Origin of the sequence: Huaxiibacter chinensis (genome assembly GCF_022171985.1) — a bacterium.
In the GTDB taxonomy this organism is placed as follows: Bacteria; Pseudomonadota; Gammaproteobacteria; order Enterobacterales; family Enterobacteriaceae; genus Enterobacter; species Enterobacter chinensis_A.
Map to the genome: position 1 here is coordinate 504,171 of NZ_JAJVHF010000001.1, position 20,307 is coordinate 524,477.

17 protein-coding genes are annotated in these 20,307 nt (G+C 54.8%); 7 read left to right on the forward strand and 10 right to left on the reverse strand.

The window, feature by feature from the left end; genetic code table 11:
- Positions 1–261 precede the first annotated feature (261 nt).
- Both clpA and clpS read right to left on the reverse strand, forming a co-directional pair.
- Positions 262–2,541, reverse strand: coding sequence for an ATP-dependent Clp protease ATP-binding subunit ClpA (gene clpA, locus LZP96_RS02475; protein WP_064325537.1), 2,280 nt, complete (start codon positions 2,539–2,541; stop codon positions 262–264).
- 28 nt (positions 2,542–2,569) lie between these two features.
- On the reverse strand, positions 2,570–2,890 hold the full coding sequence (gene clpS / locus LZP96_RS02480) for an ATP-dependent Clp protease adapter ClpS (protein WP_064325536.1): 321 nt from the start codon (positions 2,888–2,890) through the stop codon (positions 2,570–2,572).
- Positions 2,891–3,157: 267 nt separating this feature from the next.
- Between clpS and cspD the strand changes: the two genes are divergently transcribed.
- Positions 3,158–3,379: a cold shock-like protein CspD gene (gene cspD / locus LZP96_RS02485; RefSeq protein ID WP_064325535.1), complete on the forward strand. Its 222-nt coding sequence runs from the start codon at positions 3,158–3,160 to the stop codon at positions 3,377–3,379.
- A gap of 84 nt (positions 3,380–3,463) precedes the next feature.
- On the opposite strand, the gene macB is transcribed toward cspD, so the two are convergent.
- Entirely contained in the window at positions 3,464–5,404 is a 1,941-nt protein-coding gene (macB, locus tag LZP96_RS02490; RefSeq protein ID WP_064325534.1) for a macrolide ABC transporter ATP-binding protein/permease MacB, read from the reverse strand.
- Positions 5,401–6,516: a macrolide transporter subunit MacA gene (gene macA, locus LZP96_RS02495; protein WP_064328097.1), complete on the reverse strand. Its 1,116-nt coding sequence runs from the start codon at positions 6,514–6,516 to the stop codon at positions 5,401–5,403. The genes macB and macA overlap by 4 nt, the downstream gene beginning before the upstream one ends.
- Positions 6,517–6,675: 159 nt before the next feature.
- Here macA and LZP96_RS02500 point away from each other — a divergent pair, with 159 nt between their 5' ends.
- Complete coding sequence (locus tag LZP96_RS02500) at positions 6,676–7,632, forward strand: VirK/YbjX family protein (protein WP_064325533.1); 957 nt, start codon at positions 6,676–6,678, stop codon at positions 7,630–7,632.
- Here LZP96_RS02500 and LZP96_RS02505 read toward each other — a convergent pair.
- Positions 7,629–9,287, reverse strand: a complete 1,659-nt coding sequence (locus LZP96_RS02505) for an ATP-dependent endonuclease (protein ID WP_064325532.1) — start codon at positions 9,285–9,287, stop codon at positions 7,629–7,631. The two genes, LZP96_RS02500 and LZP96_RS02505, sit on opposite strands and share 4 nt — an antisense overlap.
- Positions 9,288–9,649: 362 nt before the next feature.
- Between LZP96_RS02505 and aqpZ the strand changes: the two genes are divergently transcribed.
- From aqpZ to hcr, 4 genes are all read left to right on the forward strand, one after another.
- Positions 9,650–10,345 carry an aquaporin Z gene (gene aqpZ / locus LZP96_RS02510; protein ID WP_064325531.1) on the forward strand — a complete coding sequence of 232 codons (696 nt, stop codon included), beginning with the start codon at positions 9,650–9,652 and terminating at the stop codon, positions 10,343–10,345.
- A 174-nt stretch (positions 10,346–10,519) separates the two neighbouring features.
- Positions 10,520–11,419, forward strand: coding sequence for a LysO family transporter (locus LZP96_RS02515; RefSeq protein ID WP_064325530.1), 900 nt, complete (start codon positions 10,520–10,522; stop codon positions 11,417–11,419).
- Positions 11,420–11,562: 143 nt separating this feature from the next.
- Positions 11,563–13,215 carry a hydroxylamine reductase gene (gene hcp, locus LZP96_RS02520; protein ID WP_064325529.1) on the forward strand — a complete coding sequence of 551 codons (1,653 nt, stop codon included), beginning with the start codon at positions 11,563–11,565 and terminating at the stop codon, positions 13,213–13,215.
- Between the two features lie 10 nt (positions 13,216–13,225).
- A complete protein-coding gene (gene hcr / locus LZP96_RS02525; RefSeq protein ID WP_064325528.1) occupies positions 13,226–14,194 on the forward strand; it encodes an NADH oxidoreductase in 969 nt (322 codons plus the stop codon).
- A gap of 49 nt (positions 14,195–14,243) precedes the next feature.
- On the opposite strand, the gene pbp4b is transcribed toward hcr, so the two are convergent.
- From pbp4b to LZP96_RS02545, 4 genes are all read right to left on the reverse strand, one after another.
- Positions 14,244–15,542 carry a penicillin binding protein PBP4B gene (gene pbp4b / locus LZP96_RS02530; RefSeq protein WP_064325527.1) on the reverse strand — a complete coding sequence of 433 codons (1,299 nt, stop codon included), beginning with the start codon at positions 15,540–15,542 and terminating at the stop codon, positions 14,244–14,246.
- A 10-nt stretch (positions 15,543–15,552) separates the two neighbouring features.
- Positions 15,553–16,974: a PTS N-acetylmuramic acid transporter subunit IIBC gene (murP, locus tag LZP96_RS02535; protein WP_064325526.1), complete on the reverse strand. Its 1,422-nt coding sequence runs from the start codon at positions 16,972–16,974 to the stop codon at positions 15,553–15,555.
- Entirely contained in the window at positions 16,974–17,552 is a 579-nt protein-coding gene (locus LZP96_RS02540; protein WP_064325525.1) for a DUF2057 family protein, read from the reverse strand. The genes murP and LZP96_RS02540 overlap by 1 nt, the downstream gene beginning before the upstream one ends.
- A 68-nt stretch (positions 17,553–17,620) precedes the next feature.
- Entirely contained in the window at positions 17,621–18,706 is a 1,086-nt protein-coding gene (locus LZP96_RS02545) for a porin (protein WP_064325524.1), read from the reverse strand.
- 233 nt (positions 18,707–18,939) lie between these two features.
- Between LZP96_RS02545 and LZP96_RS02550 the strand changes: the two genes are divergently transcribed.
- Complete coding sequence (locus tag LZP96_RS02550) at positions 18,940–19,779, forward strand: SIS domain-containing protein (RefSeq protein ID WP_064325523.1); 840 nt, start codon at positions 18,940–18,942, stop codon at positions 19,777–19,779.
- A gap of 38 nt (positions 19,780–19,817) precedes the next feature.
- Here LZP96_RS02550 and LZP96_RS02555 read toward each other — a convergent pair whose 3' ends face one another.
- Entirely contained in the window at positions 19,818–20,252 is a 435-nt protein-coding gene (locus LZP96_RS02555; RefSeq protein WP_064325522.1) for a DoxX family protein, read from the reverse strand.
- Positions 20,253–20,307 lie beyond the last annotated feature (55 nt).

Genomic DNA, 20,307 nt, shown 5'->3' on the forward strand with positions numbered 1-20,307 from the left:
TTGAAATCGATACTGTGAATCCGAGTGTGAGGACAGTAAATTCATCAGCCATGGCGTGAATAATTGCCGGCGAGGAGAAGGTCGTGCAGTCTTTTTCCCTCACCCTACCCCTCTCCCGAAGGGAGAGGGAATGAGATGGTGCGGCCAGATTCCCTCTCCCTATGGGAGAGTGACTAAAATCGGACCGGCAATTTCTCCTGGATAACACGCATAAAAAAGCCGGTTTTTGAACCCGGCTTTTAGAGTCACACACCATACACCTTAGTGTGCCGCCTCCGGTTTATGCTTCTGCGCACTCTGGAAATCGTACGTCAGTTCATCCTTCGCCGGGTCGAGCGCCACGGTGACCTGGCCGCCGTCCACCAGCGAGCCGAACAGCAGCTCGTTAGCCAACGGTTTTTTCAGGTTGTCCTGGATGGCTCGCGCCATAGGACGTGCACCCATCGCACGGTCGTAGCCTTTATTAGCCAGCCAGTTGCGGGCTTCCTGGCTCACTTCCAGGGAGACGCCTTTCTGATCCAGCTGAACCTGCAACTCGACGATGAACTTATCAACAACCTGATGGATCACCTCGGTTGACAGATGATCGAACCAGATAATGTTGTCCAGACGGTTACGGAACTCCGGCGTAAAGATCTTTTTGATCTCTTCCATCGCATCGGTGCTGTTATCCTGGTGGATAAGGCCAATGGATTTACGTTCGGTTTCACGCACGCCGGCGTTGGTGGTCATCACCAGCACCACGTTGCGGAAGTCCGCTTTGCGCCCGTTATTATCGGTCAGCGTTCCGTTGTCCATCACCTGCAGGAGGATGTTGAACACGTCCGGGTGCGCTTTCTCAATCTCATCAAGCAGCAGAACCGCATGCGGATGTTTGATCACCGCGTCGGTCAGCAGACCGCCTTGATCGAATCCGACGTATCCCGGAGGCGCACCAATCAAACGGCTGACCGTGTGACGCTCCATGTACTCGGACATATCAAAACGCAGCAGCTCAATGCCCAGCGCTTTGGAGAGCTGTACCGTCACCTCGGTTTTACCTACCCCGGTCGGGCCGGCGAACAGGAATGAACCCACAGGCTTATGGTCATGGCCCAGACCCGCACGCGCCATTTTGATGGCTTCGGTTAAGGCCTCAATGGCTTTATCCTGACCAAACACCAGCATCTTCAGACGGTTGCCAAGGGTACGCAGCGTGTCGCGGTCGCTCTGAGAGACGCTCTTCTCAGGGATACGCGCAATACGCGCCACCACGGATTCGATATCCGCCACGTTGACGGTTTTCTTGCGCTTGCTGACTGGCATCAGTCGGGCACGCGCCCCGGCCTCGTCAATCACGTCAATCGCTTTGTCCGGCAGATGGCGATCGTTAATGTATTTCACCGCCAGCTCCACCGCCGCACGCACCGCTTTTGCGGTATAACGCACGTCGTGGTGCGCTTCGTACTTCGTCTTCAGGCCGTTGATGATCTGCACCGTTTCGTCCACAGAAGGCTCAGTAATATCGATTTTCTGGAAGCGACGCGCCAAAGCACGGTCTTTTTCGAAAATGTTGCTGAACTCCTGATACGTGGTCGACCCCATCACGCGGATCTTGCCGCTGGAGAGCAGCGGTTTGATGAGGTTAGCCGCATCCACCTGGCCGCCCGAGGCCGCACCCGCACCGATAATGGTGTGAATTTCATCGATAAACAGGATGCTACTGGTGTCCTGTTCCAGCTGTTTCAGCAGGGCTTTGAAACGTTTTTCAAAATCACCGCGATATTTGGTACCCGCCAGCAGAGAGCCGATGTCCAGCGAGTAGATGGTGCAATCGGCCATGATTTCCGGCACATCGCCCTGGACGATACGCCAGGCCAGCCCTTCGGCAATCGCCGTTTTCCCGACGCCCGATTCCCCCACCAGCAGCGGGTTATTCTTACGACGACGGCACAGGACCTGGATAGCACGCTCCAGCTCTTTGTCGCGGCCAATCAGCGGATCGATACCGCCCACGCGAGCAAGCTGATTAAGGTTGGTGGTGAAGTTTTCCATACGATCCTCCCCGCCTGCTTGCTCTTCATTGTTATTGACCTGACTGCCAGGATCCGACGACGGGTTAGGTTCGTCTTTGCGCGTTCCGTGAGAGATGAAGTTGACCACATCAAGCCGGCTGACTTCATGTTTGCGCAGCAGATACGCCGCTTGCGACTCCTGTTCGCTGAAGATAGCCACCAGCACATTGGCACCGGTCACTTCGCTACGGCCAGAGGACTGGACGTGGAACACCGCACGCTGCAGGACGCGCTGGAAGCTGAGCGTCGGTTGCGTGTCGCGCTCCTCTTCACTGGCGGGCAGCACCGGTGTGGTTTGTTCGATGAAGGCTTCGAGTTCCTGACGCAGCGCCACCAGATCCACGGAGCAGGCTTCCAGCGCTTCGCGGGCAGATGGGTTGCTAAGCAGTGCAAGCAGCAAGTGCTCGACCGTCATAAACTCATGTCGGTGCTCACGCGCTCTGGCGAAAGCCATGTTTAAACTGAGTTCCAGTTCTTGATTGAGCATAGGCACCTCCCCCAATTTTTATGCCTTTTCAGGCTTTTTCCAGCGTACACAGCAACGGATGCTCGTTCTCCCTGGCATAGTCGTTCACCATCGCGACCTTCGTCTCGGCGACTTCAGCGGTAAAAATCCCGCAAATCGCTTTCCCTCGATAGTGAACGGTAAGCATCAGTTGCGTTGCACGTTCTACATCATAAGAAAAGAACTTTTGTAGCACGTCAATAACAAATTCCATCGGCGTGTAATCATCGTTCATTAACATAACTTTATACATAGATGGCGGTTTTAGCGCGTCGCGCAGTTTATCTTCCGCCAGCTGGTCAAAATCCAGCCAGTCATTCGTCTTACCCATTGTCAGTTTTCATCTCTGAATCTACCTCAGATAGCCGATAGCAAACATCTATTACTGCCATCCGCGATGTCTGTCACATTCCCGCCAATAGCGTTAACTGCTTCAAACTTTGATTAATTGTTGACCCTTCTCCGGTGCCAAACGCTTGACGCTAGGGTTGGTTTCTCTAAATTGTACAAGCGTGAACTGGCGAGGTTTTGAACAGCCCCCACTTCACCTCCGGTTCATTCCATCTTACTTAATAAGATATACGAAGGATGTCGAAGCATGGAAACGGGTATTGTTAAGTGGTTCAACAACGCCAAAGGGTTTGGATTCATCTGCCCTGAAGGCGGCGGCGAAGACATCTTCGCTCACTATTCCACCATTCAGATGGATGGTTACAGAACGCTAAAAGCCGGGCAGTCGGTTCGGTTTGATGTTCATCAGGGTCCGAAAGGCAATCATGCCAGTCTCATTGTGCCCCTTGAAGCAGAAACGGTTGCTTAGCTCTTAACTTCATTGTGTACATCACGCGGTCAAAATGCCAGCCCGATCGGCTGGCATTTTTATTCAGGGCGTGCTGTGCCCGGTTTACTCACGTGCCAGGGCATCGACCGGATCCAGTCGCGCCGCATTGCGGGCCGGTAACCAGCCAAACAGAATGCCGGTAAAGCTCGAACATAAAAATGCCGTAAGCAACGCAAAGGGCGAAAAGCCAATTTCCCAGCCGGGTAAAAAGAGCTGCAGCGTAAAAGCTATCAGCATCGACAGCGCAATGCCTAACGCGCCGCCCACCAGACAAACCAGCACCGCTTCAATCAAAAACTGTTGCAGCACGTCACTGGCTCTGGCGCCTACCGCCATACGGATCCCGATTTCTCGCGTGCGCTCCGTCACCGATACCAGCATGATATTCATCACGCCAATCCCCCCGACGACCAGTGAAATCACCGCCACCAGCGTCAGGAACAGCTGAAGAGTACGTGTGGTCTTTTCCGCCGTTTTCAAGAGACCGTCCATATTAAAGGTGACGAAATCCTTTTTGCCATGCCGCAGCGTTAACAGACGTTCAAGCTGCTGTTCCGCCTGCGTGCTGTCAAAGCCCTCTTTCACACGCACGGTGATCGAGTTAAGCCAGGACTGCCCCATAATTCGCCCGGAGAGGGTGGTATACGGCAGCCAGACGCGCAGAAGCTTACTGCTGCCAAACATCGACTGCTTCTCCTCCGCCACGCCAATGACCGTGGCGGGCATGTTACCCACCAGAATCACTTCCCCCACCACCTGCGTCTTATTGGGGAAGAGCTGCTTACGCGAGTTTTCATCGAGCACGACAACCTGCGCTCTGCCCGCAAGCTGCTCTGCGTTGAACGTCGCCCCTTCACTGAAGGTCATGCCATAGACATTAAAAAAATCACCGCTGACGCCGTTTGCGCTGGCGGCGACGTCAATGTTGCCATAACGCAGACGCAGGCTTTGCGATACCGAAGGGGTCGCTGAATTCACCCAGGGCTGTTTCTGAAGGGCCGCCAGATCGGCGTATTTCAGTGCCTGCTGATTTTGCGGCTCATCGTCACCAAAATCTTTTCCGGGATAGACATCAATGGTGTTGGTGCCAATTGCCCGGATATCCGCGAGCACCAGCTGTTTGGCCGCATCGCCGACCACCACAATCGACACCACCGACGCGATACCGATAATAATCCCGAGCATGGTCAACAGGGTGCGCATTTTATTGGCGGCCATCGCCAGCCAGGCCATGGTCAGCGCTTCACGAAATCCGCTGACGAATTGCCCCCAGCCCGACGGTGGCGGAAGGACCTCACGGGCGACGCCCGCCTGGGATGTTTTGGGCGGAGGATTACTGATCAGTTCGCCATCGTGGATCTCAACGATCCGTTCAGCCTGAGAGGCCACCAGAGGATCGTGGGTGACAATAATCACCGTATGTCCCTGATCGCGAAGCTGATGCAGAATCGCCATCACCTCTTCGCCTGAATGGCTGTCGAGCGCCCCGGTGGGTTCATCCGCCAGGATGACCTGGCCGCCGTTCATCAGCGCGCGGGCGATACTGACGCGCTGCTGCTGGCCGCCAGACAGCTGCGATGGCTGATAATCCACGCGCTCCGCCAGCCCCAGCCGCGTCAACAGGCTTTTTGCCCGCTCCAGCCGTTTTTTTCGCTCGACCCCGGCATACACCGCCGGAACCTCGACGTTTTGCGCCGCCGTCAGGTGCGACAGCAAGTGGTAGCGCTGGAAGATAAAGCCAAAATGTTCACGTCGCAATTTTGCCAGCGCATCGCTATCCAGCGTCGACACGTCCGTGCCCGCCACGCGGTAGGACCCACTGGTCGGTTTATCCAGACAGCCAAGAATATTCATCAAGGTGGATTTACCGGAACCCGATGCCCCCACAATGGCGATCATCTCGCCTGCCTCAACGCGCAGAGAAATGCCCTTCAGGACCTCCACCGAGCCATCCCCGGAAGGATAGCTCCGGCGAATATCATTCAGCTCGAGCAAAGCGGTCATTTCGCCGCTCCCGGCAGGGTTTCGCCGATAATCACCTCGTCACCCTCTTCCAGCCCTTTGACGATCGCCACATCCGTATCGTTGCGATCGCCGATTTCAACTTCACGTTCACGGGTTTCACCGTTACGCAGCACTTTGACTTTATAACGATTGTTGCCCACCGGTTCGCCCAGCGCCGCCAGCGGCACGGTGAGCACGTCCTTCACGCCCGTCAACTGAATATGCACTTGCGCCGTCATATCCAGCCGAAGCACGCCCTGCGGGTTAGGCACCTCGAAACGCGCATTGTAAAAAATCGCGTCGTTGACTTTTTCAGGCGTGGGCAAAATATCTTTTAGCACGCCTTCATAACGCGTCTGCGGATCGCCCAGTACCGTAAACCAGGCTTTTTGCCCGGGCTTCAGATGGATGACGTCGGCTTCAGAAACCTGCGCTTTCACGAGCATGGTGCCCATATCCGCGAGAGTCAGAATATTAGGCGCCTGTTGTGCGGCAATCACCGTCTGCCCCTGCAGGGTGGTGATTTGGGTCACTTCGCCCGCCATTGGCGCAACGATGCGGGTGTAATCGAGGTTCGTTTTTGCCGTATCCAGTGACGCCTGATTGCGTTTGATCTGCGCGTCGATGGTGCCAATTTGCGCCTGTTTCACCGCCAGCTCCGTGACCGCGGTATCCAAATCCTGGCGGGAGATTGCCTGGGTCTTCGCCAGCGACTGCTGTCGACCAAGCGTCACCTGGGCCAGCTTGCGCTCGGCATCTGCCTGGCTGCGCTGCGCCCGCAGCTCCATCAGCGTCGCTTCTACTTCACGGATCTGGTTTTCGGCCTGCTCCGGGTCTATCACCCCCAGAAGCTGCCCTTTTTTCACCTTGTCGCCGATCTCAACGGATAAGGTTTTTAACTGACCGCTCACCTGAGCACCCACGTCAACTTTGCGCAGGGCATCCAGCTTACCGGTGGCAAGTACGCTTTGCTGCAGTTCTCCTGGACGAACAATCAGCGTTTGATACTGTGGCACAGGCGCGTTCAGCACCTGCCATAACCAGAATCCCCCCGCCAGCACAATAACGGCCAGAAGAAGATAGAGCGTCCTGCGTTTTCCCTTGAGCTTCATAAATATTCCAAATAAATGTTCTGGCATTGATAACAGTCGATTCTATCTAAACTGTTCCTCAACGAAACCCTTGTTTTTGAGTGTATGAAAAGTTTGTTTACGAGATGTTGATATCCTCCCTGCTGAAATATGGATCTTCTCCAGAAGCCGGGATTTATCATGTCTTCCATTGTCGATACACCGTATTCACAGCAATCTCAACCAAAATCGGGCTGGCAGCTTTTCCGACAGCTTGCAGCGGGTAAACTCGCGCCGGGGCTGGCATGGCAAAATCCTGCCTATCGTCGCAAGTTTATGTTGCGCTCGTTAGCCACGCCATTCAGTACGGCGCAGCTTCTTGCCTCGCTGGCTGAGCAGCCACGGTTGTTACAGATGCTTCATGTTCAGCCCGGTTTACCCTGCCGTCTGCACCGCCCGTGGTTGTCGGTGAAAATGAACCGGCAACAAACTCTGGACGCGCTAACCGGGCACTATCAGGCTATGCATGAGCATCTCCCGGCGACGCTGGTCAATGGTTATCTGTCCAAACAGGGAGTGACCTTACTCACCCTGACCGGAAAAGACGAGCAGCATTTTACCATTCGACTGTGCGCCGATGCGTTCCTGGATAAAGAAGGTGAAGCTACAGTAGCGTTTTGCGATAGCGAAGGAACCGTTCTCGCTGAAATGACCTTTACGCTGTGTCAGTTCGACGGAAAATTGACCCTGTTTATCGGGGGATTGCAGGGGGCGAAATCTTTTGTGCCCCACGAGTTAATTCAGGGCGCGACAAAGGCCTGTCACGGTTTATTCCCGAAACGGTTAATTCTGGAAGCCGCGATGGCGCTGGGGGCAGCCTTCCCTGTCAGGCAGATTGTGGCCGTGAGTAATGCGACCCATATCTACCGTAGCCTGCGCTATCGTAAGAAAAAAGAGGGCAAGCTGCTGGCTGATTACGACAGCTTCTGGCGCTCCGTGGGTGGCGAACAGGGAGACCACGGGCACTTCATCCTGCCGCTGACCATGCCGCGTAAGCCCATGGAAGAGATCGCCAGCAAAAAACGCGCAGAGTACCGTCGTCGCTATGAACTGCTCGACAGCCTGGCCGCACAGGTCAGCCAGGCCACGCGCGGTTAATCGGCTCTCCCGCGGGCCAGCCAGAGCACGCGGGAAAACATTTTACGTAGCAGAGGCGGCACGGACTCGACGCCACGTCTTCCGGCCTCTGCGGCAACCTCAATGGCCAGATCCGGTTTTGACGAACGGTGAATCGCCTTGGTAATAATCCGGCGCATGTTCATTGGCACGCCCACCGGGATCATCGCAATGCGATGAAACACGTCGGCGAATCCCTGACGGTACATAAAATGTTCCATATCCAGCGCCGGCAGCGTGGTCAAATGCTCTCGCTCATCGTCGCTGTTGTTATTGAGCAGACCCCGAACCGTACTGGCGTACTTTTTCCCCGCCTCATCGCCGTCCACCAGCACGTGCCATTCAATACCCATACGGCGGGCAAATTTAATCAGGGGTTTTAAGCCCGACTGGGCAAACTCAATGACCTTGATCCCCTCTGCATCGAAATGATGCCCGCACTGGCGCGCCAGTTCGTTGATCACCCAGGTTTCCGTCTCCCCTTCTACCAGCAGCCAGCAGCGGGCAAAAAGCGATGACGCACGATTGAAACGAATATGGAAAGCGATACGGCGGCCATCGTCGGCGCTTAACCCGCCCGGTCCAAGGCGAAACGCCGACACGCGCGAAGACTCGCGTACCAGCCGACACACATGCTCTACCGGCGTGAGCGAAAGCAGTTCGCCGGAGTTCGTGGTGGTGACGCGTTGCAGCGGCAGCAAATTCAGTAAATGCCATGCCACAGAGAGCATAATAGGATGCAGCCGCGTTTCGGGATCTTCCACCAGCAACAGGGGCCGGGCATCTCTGTCCAGACGGATATTGCCTTTCGCCATCAGTAACGTCGAAAAGAGCCCAAGCAGAATCACCCGGTGCGCCCGACCGCCCGGCCTGTCGATCATCCGGTTGATGATGTCCAGATAACGCCAGCTTCGCTGCTCGTCGTGGGATCGACGCCGCATCAGGCGGTTTCGGCTTTGCGCGCTGCCCTGCTCAGAAAAGTAATGCTCCAGGAGTTGAACCATCGCCGACAGCCCCTGGCGAATCTGCCCGTCCGTCAGGTTTTGCGGATGGGAGACCAGTTCGCGCGCCAGAAAGTCCAGCTCGCGGGCGGTCACCTCCACCTGGGGCACATTGGGCACCGTACCGTTACGGATCCGGCGCATGAAGCGGGCATCCCGCAGCCTTAATACCGGCATCAGGCGCACCAGATGACGTGCCCGTTCGTCGATGTCATCCAGGGGAATCAAATGCCCACCGGCGTCCATGAAGCCGCGCAGCGTCATTACGCTGTCGTCTTCGCCCAACTCCCCTTCAAGCCGATAGAAGATACGCTGGTAGCCATCGTCGCCACGCACCCAACAGTCGGCGAGCGGGCGATAGCGGCGTACACGATGGCGACCCGGCTCGGTTTCGCGAAAGGTCAGGACAATATGCAAATGGTGTTCGCGCCCGTGAATATCCCCCGGCGGAAACCAGAAATCCTCACGAACAAAGCTGTAGAGATCGGTGTCGGGAGATAGCAGCAACGTCAGGGCATCCAGCAGGCTGGATTTACCCCAGGCATTCTCACCAATCAATACGTTGTTCTGTTCCAGCATTAGCGACAAGCGATTGATGCCACGGAAGCCTACAATATCCACGCGTTCGAGAAGCATATATCCCCCGGCCAATGAGCACTTTTTCCTTCAAGTTATCAGCAGTATAGCGGCAGGATATCCGGTAAGACACCTCCGGTGTGTATGCCTGGCCAATCTTAGCCCCTTTTTTAAGGCAGATGTTCATCTGTGCTGGCTTTGCTGGCCACTTCACGACGGCCTGCAGCGTAGACTATGCTCTGTTTACCTCCTCCCCGAATAAGGAATGACATCACATTGCCTTAAATCAAATTTATCGAATTTATTTAAGTAGCGAAGGGATGTTATTGGTTTCTAAAATACGACCTCTTTGTGTCGTCATCCCTTTATGGCGATAAATCTCTGCTCGCCGAGCGCGTGCAGAAAATGTTTTTGAGGTGGTTATGTTTAGAAAATTAGCGGCGGAATGTTTTGGTACATTCTGGCTGGTCTTTGGCGGGTGTGGCAGCGCCGTGCTTGCCGCAGCTTTTCCGGAATTAGGTATTGGTTTCACAGGCGTGGCGTTAGCCTTTGGCTTAACCGTATTAACGATGGCCTTTGCGGTCGGTCATATTTCCGGTGGTCATTTTAATCCGGCGGTGACTCTGGGGCTGTGGGCCGGTGGCCGTTTTCCGGCGAAAGAGGTCATTGGATATATTATCGCGCAAGTGGTTGGCGGAATTATTGCCGCGGCTGTCCTTTACGTTGTCGCGAGCGGAAAAGCCGGCTTTGACGCTGCCGCCAGCGGATTCGCCTCAAATGGTTATGGTGAGCACTCGCCAGGCGGTTTCTCAATGCTGTCTGCTATTGTAATTGAGATTGTCCTGACGGCTGGTTTCCTGCTGGTGATCCACGGTGCGACGGATAAAAATGCGCCCGCAGGTTTTGCCCCTGTTGCGATCGGTCTGGCATTGACCTTGATTCACCTGATCTCCATTCCCGTTACCAACACCTCCGTGAACCCGGCGCGCAGTACCGCCGTGGCGATCTTCCAGGGCGGCTGGGCGCTTGAGCAGCTTTGGCTGTTCTGGGTGATGCCGATTATTGGCGGTATCTTAGGCGGGATTCTGTACCGGACGCTGCTGGAAAAACGCGATTAAGTCAACGCACTCTTCGCCGTCGGGCGGATTAACGCCTGCCCGCCCGGGTTGAGCGCTCCCCTTCAAAGCCAGGTCAGGCGTAGCTGCCCCTGGCTTTTTGCTGCTTTACTGAATCGCCTTTATTGGGTAGTGTCTCAGGCGCTTAACAGACACTCATAAAGGACCCGGCTGTTCATGTTTTCAGGACTCTTAATCATTCTGCTCCCCTTAATCCTGGGATATCTTATCCCCCTTCGTCATGACGCAGCGTTAAAACTGATTAACCGTTTTCTCAGCTGGATTGTGTACATCATCCTTTTTTTCATGGGGATCAGCCTGGCGTTCCTGGATAATTTGGCCGCCAATCTTCTTTCGATTCTGCATTATTCCATCGTCACGATTGTGGTGATATTAGCCTGTAACATTGCTGCCCTTTTGTGGCTCGAACGCGCTCTGCCGTGGAAAAATCACCATCAGCAGGAAAAATTGCCTTCGCGTATTGCCATGGCCCTGGAATCATTAAAACTGTGTGGCGTAGTCGTATTAGGTTTTCTGCTCGGCCTGACCGGTCTGGCTTTTTTGAAACATGCTACCGAGGCCAGCGAATATACCCTTATTTTCCTGTTATTCCTGATTGGCATACAGCTCAGAAATAATGGCATGACGCTGAAACAGATTGTGCTTAACCGACGCGGAATGATTGTCGCCGTTGTGGTAGTGGCAAGCTCGTTAACCGGCGGCGTAATTAACGCGTTTATTCTGGGTCTGCCGCTCAAAACCGGGCTGGCCATGGCCTCCGGTTTTGGCTGGTATTCGCTGTCCGGTATTCTGATGACGGAGTCCTTCGGGCCGGTGATTGGCAGCGCCGCTTTCTTTAACGATCTGGGCCGCGAGCTGATCGCCATCATGCTCATTCCGGGTCTGGTGCGCCAAAGCCGCTCCACGGCGCTGGGGCTGTGCGGGGCCACCTCCATGGACTTCACCCTGCCGGTATTACAACGCTCCGGCGGCCTTGAACTGGTCCCCGCGGCCATCGTCCATGGGTTTATTTTGAGCCTGCTTGTCCCTGTTTTAATGGCCGTCTTCTCCGCTTAATCCCGCACGGGCGGTAGCCTGCTACCGCCAAAATTGCGCTAAATCAATAACCCTCTATTTTGTTGAAGAAAGAACTTTTCACCCGTTCTGCACAGGCATAACCTTAAACATGTATATCAAATATAACTTTAACAGGTGTGTCTATGTTTTGTGTGCAATGTGAACAAACCATCCGTACCCCAGCCGGTAATGGCTGCTCTTACGCACAGGGTATGTGCGGGAAAACCGCAGAAACGTCTGACCTGCAGGATTTGCTGATTGCCTCGCTGCAGGGGCTGTCGGCCTGGGCCGCAAAAGCGCGCGACTATGGCATTGTCGATCACTATGTTGACAATTTTGCGCCACGCGCCTTTTTCTCCACGCTCACTAACGTAAACTTCGACTCTCCGCGCATCGTTGGCTATGCCCGCGAAGCCATCGCGCTGCGCGAAGCATTAAAAGCACAAAGCCTGGAGATCGACGCCAGCGCCGCAGTGGATAACCCAATGGCGGACCTGCAGCTGGTCAGCGACGATCTGGGCGACCTGCAACGTCAGGCTGCCGAATTTACCCCTAACAAAGACAAAGCGGCCATTGGCGAGAACATTCTCGGCCTGCGTCTGCTCTGCCTGTACGGCCTGAAAGGCGCTGCGGCCTATATGGAACACGCCCATGTGCTGGGGCAGTACGACAACGAAATCTACGCCCAGTACCATAAAATTATGGCGTGGCTGGGCACCTGGCCTGCCGACATGAATGCGCTGCTGGCGTGTTCAATGGAAATCGGCCAGATGAACTTCAAAGTGATGAGCATTCTGGATGCCGGTGAAACCAGTACCTATGGCCATCCAACCCCGACTCAGGTCAACGTGAAAGCCACCGCCGGGAAGTGTATCCTGATCTCCGGTCACGACCTGAAAGACCTCTACAACCTGCTGAAACAGACCGAAGGCACCGGCGTGAATGTCTACACCCACGGTGAAATGCTGCCCGCCCACGGTTACCCTGAACTGCGTAAATTTAAACATCTGGTCGGTAACTACGGCAGCGGCTGGCAGAACCAGCAGGTCGAGTTTGCCCGCTTCCCTGGCCCTATCGTGATGACCTCTAACTGCATCATCGACCCCACCGTTGGCGCGTATGACGATCGCATCTGGACCCGCAGCATCGTCGGCTGGCCGGGCGTGAGCCACCTCGAAGGCGACGATTTCGCGCCGGTCATTACCCAGGCGCAGCAGATGGCAGGCTTCCCGTTCAGCGAAATCGAACATCTGATCACCGTTGGCTTTGGACGTGAAACCCTGCTGGGTGCGGCGGACTCCCTGATTGATCTGGTCAGCCGTGAAAAACTGCGCCACATCTTCCTGATTGGCGGCTGTGACGGTGCGCGCGGCGAGCGTAACTACTTCACCGATTTTGCGACCAGCGTGCCGCAAGACTGTCTGATCCTGACGCTGGCCTGCGGTAAATACCGCTTCAACAAGCTGGACTTTGGCAACATCGAAGGTCTGCCACGTCTGGTCGATGCGGGTCAGTGTAACGATGCCTACTCCGCCATTATTCTGGCCGTCACCCTGGCCGAGAAACTGGGCTGTGGCGTAAACGATCTGCCGCTGTCATTGGTGCTCTCCTGGTTCGAACAGAAAGCGATTGTCATTTTGCTCACCCTACTCTCGCTGGGCGTGACCAATATTGTGACCGGCCCGACCGCGCCTGGCTTCCTGACGCCGGATCTGCTGGCCGTGCTGAACGAGAAGTTTGGTCTGCGTTCCGTGACCACCGTAGAAGAAGATATGCAGCAACTGCTGAGCGCGTAAGGAGTTATTCATGACCATGCCAACCTCACAATGTCCGTGGCGGATGCAGGTTCATCACATCCATCAGGAGACGCCGGATGTGTGGACGCTGTCCCTGCTGTGCCATGACTACTATCCGTACCGTGCAGGTCAGTATGCGCTGGTCAGTGTCCGCAACTCAGCGGACACGCTGCGCGCCTACACCCTCTCCTCAACGCCGGGCGTGAGCGAGTACATTACGCTAACCATTCGTCGTATCGATGAGGGCGCAGGCTCGCAGTGGCTGACCCGGGACGTGAAGCGCGGGGATTACCTCTGGCTGTCGGACGCTCAGGGGGATTTCACCTGTGATGACAAAGCGGAAGATAAATTCCTGCTGCTGGCTGCCGGTTGCGGCGTCACGCCGATTATGTCGATGCGTCGCTGGCTGGCAAAAAACCGTCCACAGGCGGATGTCCAGGCGATCTTCAGCGTACGTTCGCCGGATGATGTGATTTTTGCCGACGAATGGCGTCACTATCCGGTAACAATGGTGGCGGAAAACAACGCCACCCACGGCTTTGTTCCTGGCCGCCTGAGCCGCGAACTGCTGCAGAGCGTGCCGGATCTTGCTCAACGCACCGTGATGACCTGCGGCCCGGCGCCCTACATGGACGCGGTGGAAGCAGACGTGAAGGCGCTCGGCGTGACCCGCTTCTTTAAAGAGCAGTTCTTTACGCCGGTGGCAGAGGCCGCGACGAGCGGCATCAAATTCACGAAGCTGCAACCGGCTCAGACCTTCTTTGGCCGCGTGGGCACCACGCTGCTCGAGGCGCTGGAAAGCAATAACGTCCCGGTCGTTGCCGCCTGTCGTGCGGGCGTGTGCGGGTGTTGTAAAACCAGGGTGGTCTCAGGGGACTATACGGTGAGCAGCACCATGACGTTAACCGACGCAGAAATCGCCGAGGGATACGTGCTCGCCTGCTCCTGCCACCCCCAGGGGGAGCTGGTTCTGGCGTAAAGCAAACGCATGATACGAGCCCGGGCATGTCAGATGCCCGGGCTTTTTTTTAGCGCAATGCGCCATACACCTGATCGACAATCCAGCCATAGGTGGAAGCAGGCAGTAAGCCGCTTTCAAACACATTGGGATTCGCTTTTGGATCCGCCACAGGGGAATGGGGCCGGTTACCCAGAATCACAATCGCCATGTGGTTCACGGGATCAATTGCCGTTAAGGTGCCTGTCCATCCCGTATGCCCGTAAGTCTCTGGACTGGCGAGTGTGCCAAAGGTTGGCGTCATGGCGGAAGTCCCATTCACGCGCCAGCCGAGCCCAAAGGTCTTGTCCTCCGCTGAAGGGCGTGTAAATGCCTCCACCACCTTGCGATCGAACAGTCTGGTTTGCCCGTACTCGCCGCCGTTGAGCATCACCTGCATCAGCACCGCCATATCACCCGTCGTGGAAAAGAGCCCCGCATGTCCCGAGACGCCGCCCATCGAATACCAGGCTTTTTCGTCATGCACCTCCCCCCAGATCGTCGAGGTGCGAATGTGCGGGAAGCTGATGACGCCGTCTCGCGTGTTGCCATTCAGCTCCGTGGCGGCAATTTGCTCTGGACGAAAGCCTTTTTTCAGCGGATTAAACACCGTGTTATGCAGGCCCAACGGGCGATAGATCGTCTCTTCGACATACCGGTCCAGCGGCATGCCGGTGACGGCTTCGATAATAAATCCGAGGATCATATAATTCACGTCGCTGTATAGATGACGCGTACCGGGGGTGTAGGTCAGCGGCGTGCGGTTGATTTTGTCTAACGTGGTGCGTTTGTCCTGGGAAAAGAGCGCACCAGCCACCTGCTGATTGGGATACTGCGGATCGGCGGGAAATCCTGCGGTGTGATGCAAAATATCGATAATGCGCAGACGGTCCTTGCCCTTGATGGTGTCGGTCGGCCGGTCAGCAAAGCCCGGCAGGTACGTTGCCACGCGATCGTCAACCGACAGTTTGCCCTCATACACCAGCTTCTGTAGCGCAAAATTTGTCGCATACATCTTGGTGTTTGACGCCAAATCATAGAGCGTACTGGTGGTGGCGTTAATCGGCACCGCCATTAACGCCGACCCGTTGTACTTTTTTGCATCGCCAAAGGCTTTCTGCCAGACGATGGCGTTGTCTTTGACAATCAGCACGTTCATGCCCGGATAGCCCGCATCCACCTGCTGCTGGATCCAGCCATCGAGCCTGGCGAGCTTCTGGCTATCAAATCCCACGCTTTCCGGGCTGGCATGATGCAGCACCGGAGATTCAGCGGCGAGCGCCGCCGAAGAGAGCATCAATAACGCCGCATAAATGGCTTTCGCTTTCATACCTGTGTCCTCATCCTAAGTCGACATTTTTACACCCAAACAGTGCCGTTGCGATAAAGCCGGCGACATACGCCACCACCACGCCACCTGCGTAAACGGCGATAGCCGGCACGATGCCCTGATCGGAGGTCATTAACGGCAATGCCACCAGCCCCGACGGACCAAAGGCGCTGTTCAGCCCGACCGGCAAGCCCATCCAGGCGATAAACCCAATGAACAGCCCGCCCGCCGCCCCCCCGACGCAAGCCGTGATAAAGGGCTTCATACGCGGTAACGTCACGCCGTAGATCAGCGGTTCGCCCACGCCCAGAAAGCCCGGGATGATCGCCCCACGAATCTGAGACCGCAGCGTCGAGCTCTTATCGGCTTTCCAGTACAGCGCCAGCGCCGCCCCAACCTGCCCCGCGCCCGCCATCGACAGAATCGGGAACAGGGAGTTAAAGCCCTGGCTGTCCATCAGCGCCAGATAGACCGGAATAAAGCCCTGGTGCACGCCAAAAACCACCGCAATCAGGAAGACGCCCGCCAGCACCGCACACCCGAGCGGGTTGCTGTTGAGGTGCGTAAAGAGCCACGACATCCCCTGGAACAGCCAGACCCCAACTGGCATGATGATGATAAAGGTCAGGGCCGCCGTCACCAGCAGCGTCAGCATGGAGGTTAAAATCATGTCCAGCTCATCAGGAATAAAACGCCTGATCGTGCGTTCGATTTTGGCCCCCGCCCAGGCGGCAAGCAGCACCCCAATGATGTTCCCGCGCGGGTCTATCGCATGGCCAAAAAAGTCCTGCAGACCGGAGTAGTAACCCACCGTCGCCGCCGGGTTGTAGCCGAGGATAAAGAGCGAAGCGATGATGGCGCCATTGACGCCCGTGCCGCCAAACGCCTTCTGCGCGTTATAGCCCACCAGGATGACGAGGAAGGTGAACAGTCCTTTGCTGAAGACCTTCAGAAAGTTGAGCGCATCCGGAAGCGTGCCTTTCGCATCCGGCGCGACATGCATCATGGTCCCGATAAGCGTGGCGATACCCAGCATCAAACCGGCGGCAATAAATCCCGGAATAAGCGGCGTGAAGATGGTGGCAAAGTTGGCGAGGAACTGCTGCAGGGAAGATTGTTGTTTGCTTTTGAGCTGGCTTTTATTCTCCGCCGCGATGGCGCTAAGATCTTTTTTGCCGAGCAGGTTGTTCATTCCTTCTGCAGCACGCTGCGCTTTGCCCACGCCAAAAATAACCTGCACTTCATTGCCGTTAATCACCACCCCACTCACCTTACCGGCGAGTTTTTGCGAGATATCAGGCTGAATGGCGTTTACGTCACTCACCCGGATGCGTAATCGGGTCATACAATTGCCACAACTGAGGATGTTCTCCTCACCGCCCACCAACGTCAGAATTTCCGTTAACAACTGGGGATCGATGCTCTTCGACATTACATGCTCTCTTCTTTGTAAGTGAGTAACCATTGCATAAAGATCACTTTTTGTTTGTCTGACAACCCAATAAATGCGCGCTGTACCTTCTCTGTTTCATCGCGATTTTGCGCAGGCGATGAAACGTCTTCCCCCCTTTTACCGTTCAGCCATGCGTTAAAATCGGTAAACAGCGTGACGCCCTCTTTGTCTATTTTCTCAAGCGTAAAAGGCACCGCGCGGTTTCCGGCCGTCAGCGTAAAGTGCGGGCTTAACGCCTCGCTTTTTGCCTCGCGTTCATTACTGACGTTTCCTGCCGCCAGCATCAGGGGCGCGCTGTCGGTATAATGAAACGCGAGCAGGTAAAACGCCGAGGTAATTCGCCCTTTACCCTGATTAATAGATTCAGGATTAATGGGGCTATCAAATTTAACCACCAGCTTTTGATCCCCATCCGGTAAATCCACCTGTTTAGAAAACATGGACACTTTAGCGCCTTTTGCCGCCATGACAACGACGTTATCCGCAATCTGCATATTCCGCTGCGCAAACCCTGTATGGGTAAAAATAAGCAGAAATAACAGCATTAAACTCTTCATATTTACTCCTGCGGGAAAGGACAATGCAAATGTCCTTTCCCAAAACGTTAAGAAAATGCGGGCGAACTTCAAAATTCGTAACGTAATCCCAGGTGGAAATAATCATCGTCCGGGTCGCTGCCGCCAAACGACACCCGTTTATTGGTCACCCGATTCACCCCGGCCTCGCCGTTACGCCAGGAGTAAGAGGCGTATATCGAACTTTTAGCGGTCGCTTTATATTGCACCTCTAAGGTCGTATCGCGCAGCGAGAGTCCGTCGCCATCGGTATTTTCCAGATGACGATAGCCCGTGCGGAGCCACCACTCCGGCGTCAGGCTGTAGACCAGCGTGGCTTCATAATCTTTGTCGGTACTGTCCGGCCGCCCGTCGAGATACTCAACGGTATCTTCTGCATAGAGCAAACCGAGCATGGCATCGCCCAGGTAGTAGCGCGCCCCCACGCCCCACATCTGATATTTATCGGCATCATCATCCGACTGAACCGAGGTGTCATCGTGGCTGGCCTGCGACTGCTGAATAGCCAGCACCGGCTGAAACTTTCCCGCGCCGCTCATATCCAGGGTATAGCGCACCGCAGCGTTAACGCCGTAATCCAGGTCTGAGCTGTTATTGCCCAGAATCCAGGCGGTGGAAAAATCGAAATTGCCTGCCGTGTTTTGATACTGGATCGTGCCGTCCTGGCGAAAAACCTGCACGGCAGTTGGATCGATAACGTTGGCCTGTCGCGCCATGGCGACATCAGAACTGGCAAACACATCGCCAATGTCGGTGAACATGATCAACCCCGAAGAGACGCGCCCTGCGGTGATTTTCCCCCACTCGGCAAAATCCAGCCCGGCCCAGACGTAACGCGCCGTAAAATCATCCGGGTCTTCAGCGCTGATATTGTTGGCATACTCCGCCGCATTCACCTGGTACTGGGTAAAACCAATCACCGCCAGTTTCTCGTTGATTGCCTGACGGGCAGAGAAGCCGATACGGCCGTCGAAATCGCCAGAGGTATCCCCGGACTTTTTATCGGAGACGTTAAAACCCAGACGTCCATATAAATCGATGTTCGATCCATCATCTGCCTGATATATCACAGCGGCATTGCCGCAAAAGGTCACTGTAAATAATAATCCTGCTAAATACTTCAATCCATTATTCATATTCCATCCTTATCATTCATACTGTTTTTCTTTATTTTTCTGGCCAGAGATAAATAAACCGGAAGGAATCATTGATCACTTTTATAAAGTTTAAAATGGAATTAACGTTTCATTTTTAAGGATTTGTGACAGAATTCAAATTAAACTTACGTAAGGGCATGAATTATAATTTGTATTTATACATTGAATAAATTATATTCCCCTGTTAACTCGGTAGGGAAAAGGCGCATCACGTGGGATATATCAATAAAATAAAATCGGGGCTGGAAAACTATTCACCGACAGAAAGAAAAATAGCGATATATATCGTTAACAATATTGAATTACTCAAAGATGCGACCACCCACTCGCTGGCCTCACTCCTGCAGGTGGCCCAATCCTCTATCAGTAAATTTGCTAAAAAAGTAGGGGCGAAAGGCTTTACCGAGCTAAAAATCTCGATCATCAGTGAAAATAAAACGGAAAATGAACCTGTTCTGCACAGTTCAATCAATAAGTCCGATTCGCTGCAGGTGATAGCGGAAAAGCTCATTCTTGAAAAGCGGATGGCACTGGAGAAAACCACCCACTGCATCCACTTTCCCACGCTCACCACGATTATTCATGCGCTAGATAAAGCCCGGTTAATTCAGATCACCGGCCTCGGCGCATCGGCGCTTGCCGGAAAAGATCTCGCCTTTAAGCTGATGAAAATTGGCTATAACGTGGCGTGCGAAGTGGACTCTCACGTTCAGCTGACGGTTGCGCAGGCGCTTACCCCGGCTGACGTCCAGATTGTGCTCTCTTACTCCGGCAGAAAAAAAGAGATTAACCTGGCGGCACACGCCGCAAAAGCCAAAGGCGCCACGGTGATCGCTATCACCTCCGTGAACAAAAGCCCGCTGCGACGCATTGCCCATTATGCCGTGGATACCCTGTCGAACGAGGATGAATGGCGCAGCTCCTCCATCTCTTCACGCACGGCACAAAACTGTATCACCGACCTTATCTTTATCGGGCTTTTGCAGCTACACGATCTCCGCTCGCTGAATATGATTAAGCAAAGCCGCGAGCTGATTGGCAAACTGGAGTGACCCACTGCCCGGCGCAACACTCTGCGCCGGGCCGGAGATCATTTCCACGCCGGATTTGCCACCACCGAATAACGCCCTGCCCCTAAACCTGCCACCGCCAGCGCACCAATAAAGAAGTACACCAGGCTCTCAATCGCCCAGGCGCCTACCGCGTCCAGCGCGAAGGTTTTGCCGGTGCCCACCATCAGCCACGCTACGACCATGGTAAACGCCAACACCAGCGCCGCCGGACGAGTGAAAATGCCCAGTACAATCAGCACTGGTGCCACCACTTCGCCTATCAACACGCCGTAGGCAATAAACCCGGGCAGCCCTTTCTCCACCAGCATGCCGCTGATAAAGCCCACCCCGCCAAACAGCTTATGCAGGCCATGGAACAGCATAAGCCCCCCAACGGCAAGACGGAGCAGCAGCTTTCCGGCATCTTCATGCGTTAGCGTTTTATTAACAGATATTAACAATGATTTAACCATTTGAAATGATTCCTGTTTTCACCTGAGGTGATACCACAATATGACGAATTGTTAC